Below are 6,000 nucleotides of genomic sequence, written 5' to 3' on the forward strand. Positions count from 1 at the left end.
CAATCTGCCCTTGCGGCGGGAGTCATCGCATTCGGCCTTCCCTCGATTCAGATCGACTTGACCTCGCCACCGTCCATCCTGAGCGTCGTGCCGGTCATCCAGTGCGCGGCGGGGGACACCACGAAGGCCATCAGCTCGGCGATTTCCTCCGGCGTGCCATAGCGCGCGATGCCCGCCTCCGCGGGAAAGCGGGCCGTCGCCTCCTCCACGCTCATGTTGTGCAGCGGCGCCCAATGCGCCAGATACGACTGGCGGCGGCCCGTCATCACGGGCCCGGGCAGCACGCTGTTGACCTGCACGCCGTCGGCAATGCCGCGATCCGAGAACGCCTTGGCAAGCGCCACGATGGCCGCGTTGATGGTGCCGACCGCCGCATACGGCGCCTTCGGAAACAGTGCGGAATTGCCCGACATCAGCACCACCGAGCCCCCACTCGACTTTAGCGACGGCCATGCCGCTATCGTCAGGCGCCGCGCGCCGTGCAGCTTCAGCGCGAGACCGCGCTCCCACTCGTCGTCGGTCATCTCGAACACGTCGATCTGTGGCACCGCGCCCGCGATATTGAGCAGCGCGTCGATCCGGCCATACGCCGCGAGGGTTTGGGCCACCACCTGCGGCGCGGCCTCGGGCTGCGAAAGATCGGCATCGATGACGAGCGCTTGCGCGCCTGCCTCGACCACCGCCGCGGCCGTCTCTTCAAGATGCTCGCGGCTGCGCGCGACCAGCGCAAGCGCGTCGAAGTCCCGCGCGAGACGAACCGCCGTCGCGCGTCCGATACCCTGGCTTGCGCCCGTGACAATTGCAACTCGACCAACCATGATGCAGCTCCTCGTGAATCGTGGAATCAGGCTCGCAGTGGCGCACGGCACAAGCCGTTGCGCCGCTCGCGGTCATCAACGGACGAGAAAGTCCGAGATGGCTTCGGCAATTTCCGCCGCATGGGTCTCCAGCGCGAAATGCCCCGTATCGAAGAAGCGCACCACGGCGTCCGGCATGTCACGCTGGAACGCTTGCGCGCCCGGTGGCAAGAAGAATGGATCGTTCTTGCCCCATACCGCGAGAAATGGCGGCCGGTGCGTGCGGAAATACTCCTGGAACGCAGGATACAGCGCGACGTTGTTCCGATAGTCGCGAAACAGATCGAGCTGGATCTCGCTCGCGCCGGGCCGTTCGAGATAGTGAGCGTCGAGCGTGTACCCGTCCGGCGATACGGACTCCGTATCGCTCACGCCATGCGTGTATTGCCATACCGTGGTCTCGTACGTAAGCATCGCGCGCAGCGCCTCGCGATTCGCGGGCGACGCATCCTGCCAGTACGCACGGATCGGATTCCAGCCGTCGCTCAGCCCTTCTTCATAAGCGTTGCCATTCTGCGAAATGATCGCGGTAATCCGCTCGGGATGCTTGAGCGCAAGCCGAAAGCCCGTGGGCGCACCGTAATCGAAGACGTAGACGGCAAAGCGGTCGAAGCCGATCACTTCCGTGAAGCGGTCGATGACGGCAGCGATATTCTCGAAGCTGTAGACGAAGCGCTCGCGCCCCGGCATGTCCGACTGCCCGAACCCCGGCAGGTCCGGCGCGACGATATGAAATTGTCCGGCCAGCCGCGGAATCAGGTCGCGAAACATATGGCTCGAACTCGGAAAGCCGTGCAGCAGCAACAGCTTCGGCGCGCCTGGGCGGCCGGCTTCACGGTAGAAGACGCGAAAACCGTCCACGTCGGCGTTTCGATAGGCGATGGTGCTCATGAGGTTCCTCCTCGGGAAACATGCAGTTGTGCGAATGAATGCGGCTGGCGTGCGTTTCACTGCGCGGAAACAGACGCCAGCGCCTGCGAAATCACTTCGGTGACAAGGTCCGGCGCCGTCACGCCCGGCGTGTGGTCGGCATCCGACTCGACGATATGCGCATTCATGCGCCGCGCCATGAAGCGCTGCGTCGCCGGATCGATCATGCGGTCCTGCCCGGCGACGAGGAACCACGCGGGCGTGTCCTTCCAGCGCGGCCGCCCCACCGCCTCGCCGATGCAGGCCGCCGCAATCGGCCGCTGGATCGCCGCCAGCACCGCGGCCTCGTTCGGCGTGGCGTGCTGTGCGAATGCATTCGCGAATGCCTCGCGCGGGAGCCATATCCAGCCGTGCGGGTCCGGCGCGAGCTTCGGTGCCTGCGGGTGGGGGTCTCCACGATGGAACACGTCGGCCACCGTTTCACCCTCGTCGGGCGCGAGCGCGGCCACGTAGACCAGCGCCGCGACACGATCGACCCGCGCCGCGCCGATCACGGCACCCGCATAGGCGTGCCCAACCAGCACGACCGGACCGCCGACGCGCTCGATCGCGCGCTCGAGCGCGGCCACATCGTCTTGCAGGGACGTGAGCGGCAGCGGCGCCGCAACCGCCGCGACGCCACGCGCGTTCAACCCCTCGATAACCTTGCTCCAGCTCGATCCGTCCGCCCATGCACCGTGGACCAGCACCACGCCCGTATTGCCAGAAGACATGTCTTGCTCCTTCGACTTGAGAAGCGCCGCTATTGGCGATCGCCATCGGCGCGGGAATTTGTAACCCGTCAATGCATGTCTTAGAGGTTACAAACACGGTGCGTAACTTGTCAAGACATTTTTTAGAGGTTACTATTTCTTCATGATCCACGCCGATTCATCACACGAAATGGACTATCGACCGCTCCCCGCGATCTTCGTGGCCGACGCACCGGGCCTCGACTTTCTGAATTCAGTCGCCACGCCGGTGGATGAGCCGGTCGACTGGATCGGCGATGGAGAGGGCTTGCTCGACTGGCTGGAGCAGGCGCAGATGGTGCCGCGCGAAGCGCTGGCGGCGTTGCGCGCGCAGTTCGGTCAGGCCGAGTTCGACGCCGTTGCCGCGCAAGCGAGGGCACTGCGCGAGTGGTTCAGGGCATTCGTGCACGAGCGCAAAGGCCAGCCATTGCGCGCTGCCGATTTGCACGCGCTCGAACCCCTGAACCGCTTGCTCGAACGCGACGAGCAACACGGCGAGCTCGTGGCCAACACCCCTGACGGCGCATCCTCATTCGCACTACGCGCGGAGCGCCGGCACAAAACACCGGAGTCCTTATTGATGCCGATAGCGGAAGCACTGGCAAAACTGGTGTGCGACGAGGACTTCACGCATGTGAAAGCCTGCGAGGGCCCGCGTTGCACGCTACTATTCGCAGACCACACGCGCGGCCATGCGCGGCGCTGGTGCAGCATGGCTATTTGTGGCAATCGGGCGAAGGTGGCCGCGCACCGCAAGCGGCTCAAAGACGCGCAAGCCCAGGACAGCGACGCGCGATAGCCGGGCGGGACTCAATCCGGCTGAGTCGTCTGGAGCGGCTGAAACGGCACCATCTGATAGAGCGGCCCCTCGGCGCGCGAGCCGCACAGATGACCGTGAAAGGGCGTGGTCAGCGCGCCCTCTCCAATGCCGATCCTGACAAAAGCCGGATCGATGCATTGCGTGTCGTCGAAGACTTCGCCCGTTACCCAACGCAGACTTGCGCGCACGCGTGCCTGCGCGGGAATCTCGACGGGCAGCAGCACGGGCCCCGGGTTCATGCCGCGTATCGGCTGCAAGGACGCGCGCAGTGCCTCATCGCGCGCATCGAGGAAGGTCACGTCCGGGCGCGCGGGCAGCCGGCACGCGGTGGCGCCGAGATTGCGCAGTACCACATAGGTGCCGCCGTGGGACATGCCGGTGAACTCTCCGCCACCATCGTCGAGGCTCAATTCGAGCTGGCCGGGCGCGCACGGCGCTACATCGGCGGATGCGCTCGTGGTGCATGCGCAAACCATCGAGAGCAGCAATGCGCCGATGCACGCGGTCGAAATACGCTTCCTGTCGCTTGCGCTCATGGCTTTCCTCGCCTATTCATCGGACAATTACGGACTATAGCGCGTGCGGACCACGCCGCGCGCGACCACTGCGCTGCCGATATAGCACATATACGCGCCACCCAATAAAGTTCTCGCCGAATCGACCGATAACGTTTAACAGACCCGCGGTTTAACGTTGTCGAGACCCCTTCATGTCCATCTGGCGCAAGCTTTCCATTCAGAACAAACTGGTTCTGAGCATGACCACCTGCCTGCTGATCTTCATCGGCATTTCGAGCGGGCTGAGCATCTGGCTAATTGGCGACACGGTGCGCGCGCGCGTCGTGCAAGACGAACTGCCAACTGCCGTGAAGGGCATTCGCGCCGACATCGAGCGCCAGCTCGCGGGGCCCATCACCGCGGCGCAGGCCATGGCGACCGATCCCTTTCTCCAGCAATGGGAGGCCGACGGCGAGCCCGACGCCGGCACCGCCATGTGGATGCGCCTTGCGCAGAACGTGAAGACGGAGCAGAAGGCCGTCAGCGTGCAATGGGCGTCCACGAAGAGCGGCAACTACTACACCGAAGCCGGCCTGCAGCGCAAGCTCGGCGACCACGATCAGTGGCTCCAGGCCTTCCTCGCCACCGGCAAGCCCTATGAAGTGAGCATGGACCGCGACGTGAGCCTCGGCACCTACACCATGTTCATCAACGCGCGCGTGGACGGCGCGAACGGCCAGGCGGGCCCGACTGGCGTGGCGTCCATGGCGCTCTCGGTGGACGCGCTGGCCGCGGGCGTCGCGAGCTACAAGATCGGCGAGACGGGTTTTGCGTATCTCGTGCATCCGGACGGCGCGATCATGATCCACCGCGACACCGCGCTGGTCGACGGCAAGCACTTCCTCAAGGACCTGCCCGGCATGCCCGCCGACGCCGCGTCCAGGCTGCTGTCTGGCCAGCCCTACACCTATATGAGCTACACGCCGCCCGGTGGGCCGCGATTCATCGCTACCTCGTTCGTTCCGCAGTTGAATGCCTACGTCGTGGTGGAGGTGCCGCAGGCTGAAATGCTCGGGCCGTTCGAGCGCGCGATCCGTATGGCGACCGTCATTGCCGCCGTCGTGGGTCTCGCTGGCGCACTCGCGGTGATCCTGCTGGTGGGGCGCGCCATTGCCGCGCCGGTGCGCCGCGCGGCCACGCTGCTTGCGGAGATCGCAAGCGGCCAGGGCGACCTCACCCGCCAGATGAAAGTCGAGAGCACGGATGAAATCGGGCAGCTCGCCGACGCGTTCAACCGCTTCGTAGCGTCGATGAACACGCTCGTGCGCCGCGTGCGGGCCTCTTCGATGTCGATCGCGATTGGCTCCTCGCAGATCGCAATGGGCAATGCCGACTTGAGCCAGCGCACCGAAGATCAGGCGAGCAATCTCGAGCGGACTGCGGCTTCGATGGAGGAGATCACGGCTGCTGTGAAGAACAATTCGGAGACGGCGCACACTGCTGCGCAGATGGCCAGCCGGGCCTCCGGCGCGGCGGCGCAAGGCGGGGAGGTGGTTGGGCAGGTGGTGAGCACGATGGAGCAGATCAGCGAGGCGTCGCGCAAGATCTCGGAGATCATTGTGGTGATCGATAGCATCGCCTTTCAGACGAATATTCTCGCGCTCAACGCGGCGGTGGAGGCTGCGCGTGCTGGCGAGCAGGGGCGCGGTTTCGCGGTGGTGGCTTCGGAGGTGCGCAATCTTGCGCAGCGCAGTGCGCAGGCTGCCCGAGAGATCAAGTCGTTGATCGAGCATAGTGCGGGGACGGTGGATGCCGGGTCGCGGCTGGTTGCCGATGCCGGCAAGGTGATGGACGATGTCGTTTCGCAGGTGCAGAGCGTTAGCACCATGATGAGTGAGATTACTTCGGCTAGTCTGGAGCAGAGTGCGGGTATTGGGCAGATTGGCGATGCGGTGCAGTTGCTCGATCAGGTGACGCAGCAGAATGCGGCGCTGGTGGAGGAAAGTGCCGCGGCGGCGGAGAGCTTGAAGCAGCAAGCGGCGGAGCTTGATCAGCTGGTGGCTGTGTTCAAAGTTGGGGAAGATGTTTGAAGCGCTATCGCGCTTTGTGCTTTCGCGGGTTGGCGCTTTCGCGCGTTGGCCTTAACTTGTTTTCGCGGCGGGCCG

General features: G+C 64.8%; 6 protein-coding genes. 2 read left to right on the plus strand and 4 right to left on the minus strand.

The annotated features are described in order from the left end of the window. Positions 1 to 47 precede the first annotated feature (47 nt). The 3 genes from BO1_RS31425 to BO1_RS31435 all read right to left on the minus strand — a co-directional run bounded on the left by BO1_RS31425 (position 48) and on the right by BO1_RS31435 (position 2,500). Complete coding sequence (locus BO1_RS31425) at positions 48 to 818, minus strand: SDR family oxidoreductase (RefSeq protein WP_028220945.1); 771 nt, start codon at positions 816 to 818, stop codon at positions 48 to 50. A gap of 75 nt (positions 819 to 893) precedes the next feature. Further along, the gene (locus BO1_RS31430; protein ID WP_028220946.1) at positions 894 to 1,748 is read right to left on the minus strand and encodes an alpha/beta fold hydrolase; all 855 of its coding nucleotides are present in this window, start codon (positions 1,746 to 1,748) and stop codon (positions 894 to 896) included. Positions 1,749 to 1,804: 56 nt separating this feature from the next. Then, positions 1,805 to 2,500, minus strand: coding sequence for an alpha/beta fold hydrolase (locus tag BO1_RS31435; protein WP_028220947.1), 696 nt, complete (start codon positions 2,498 to 2,500; stop codon positions 1,805 to 1,807). A 169-nt stretch (positions 2,501 to 2,669) separates the two neighbouring features. Here BO1_RS31435 and BO1_RS31440 point away from each other — a divergent pair, with 169 nt between their 5' ends. Beyond that, positions 2,670 to 3,317 carry a CGNR zinc finger domain-containing protein gene (locus BO1_RS31440; protein WP_028220948.1) on the plus strand — a complete coding sequence of 216 codons (648 nt, stop codon included), beginning with the start codon at positions 2,670 to 2,672 and terminating at the stop codon, positions 3,315 to 3,317. 11 nt (positions 3,318 to 3,328) lie between these two features. On the opposite strand, the gene BO1_RS53540 is transcribed toward BO1_RS31440, so the two are convergent. Beyond that, on the minus strand, positions 3,329 to 3,874 hold the full coding sequence (locus BO1_RS53540) for a DUF4232 domain-containing protein (protein ID WP_052409678.1): 546 nt from the start codon (positions 3,872 to 3,874) through the stop codon (positions 3,329 to 3,331). A gap of 173 nt (positions 3,875 to 4,047) precedes the next feature. On the opposite strand from BO1_RS53540, the gene BO1_RS31450 reads away from it, so the two are divergent. Further along, positions 4,048 to 5,925, plus strand: coding sequence for a methyl-accepting chemotaxis protein (locus BO1_RS31450; protein ID WP_028220949.1), 1,878 nt, complete (start codon positions 4,048 to 4,050; stop codon positions 5,923 to 5,925). Positions 5,926 to 6,000 lie beyond the last annotated feature (75 nt).

The organism is Paraburkholderia oxyphila NBRC 105797 (assembly GCF_000685075.1).
Lineage (GTDB): Bacteria > Pseudomonadota > Gammaproteobacteria > Burkholderiales > Burkholderiaceae > Paraburkholderia > Paraburkholderia oxyphila.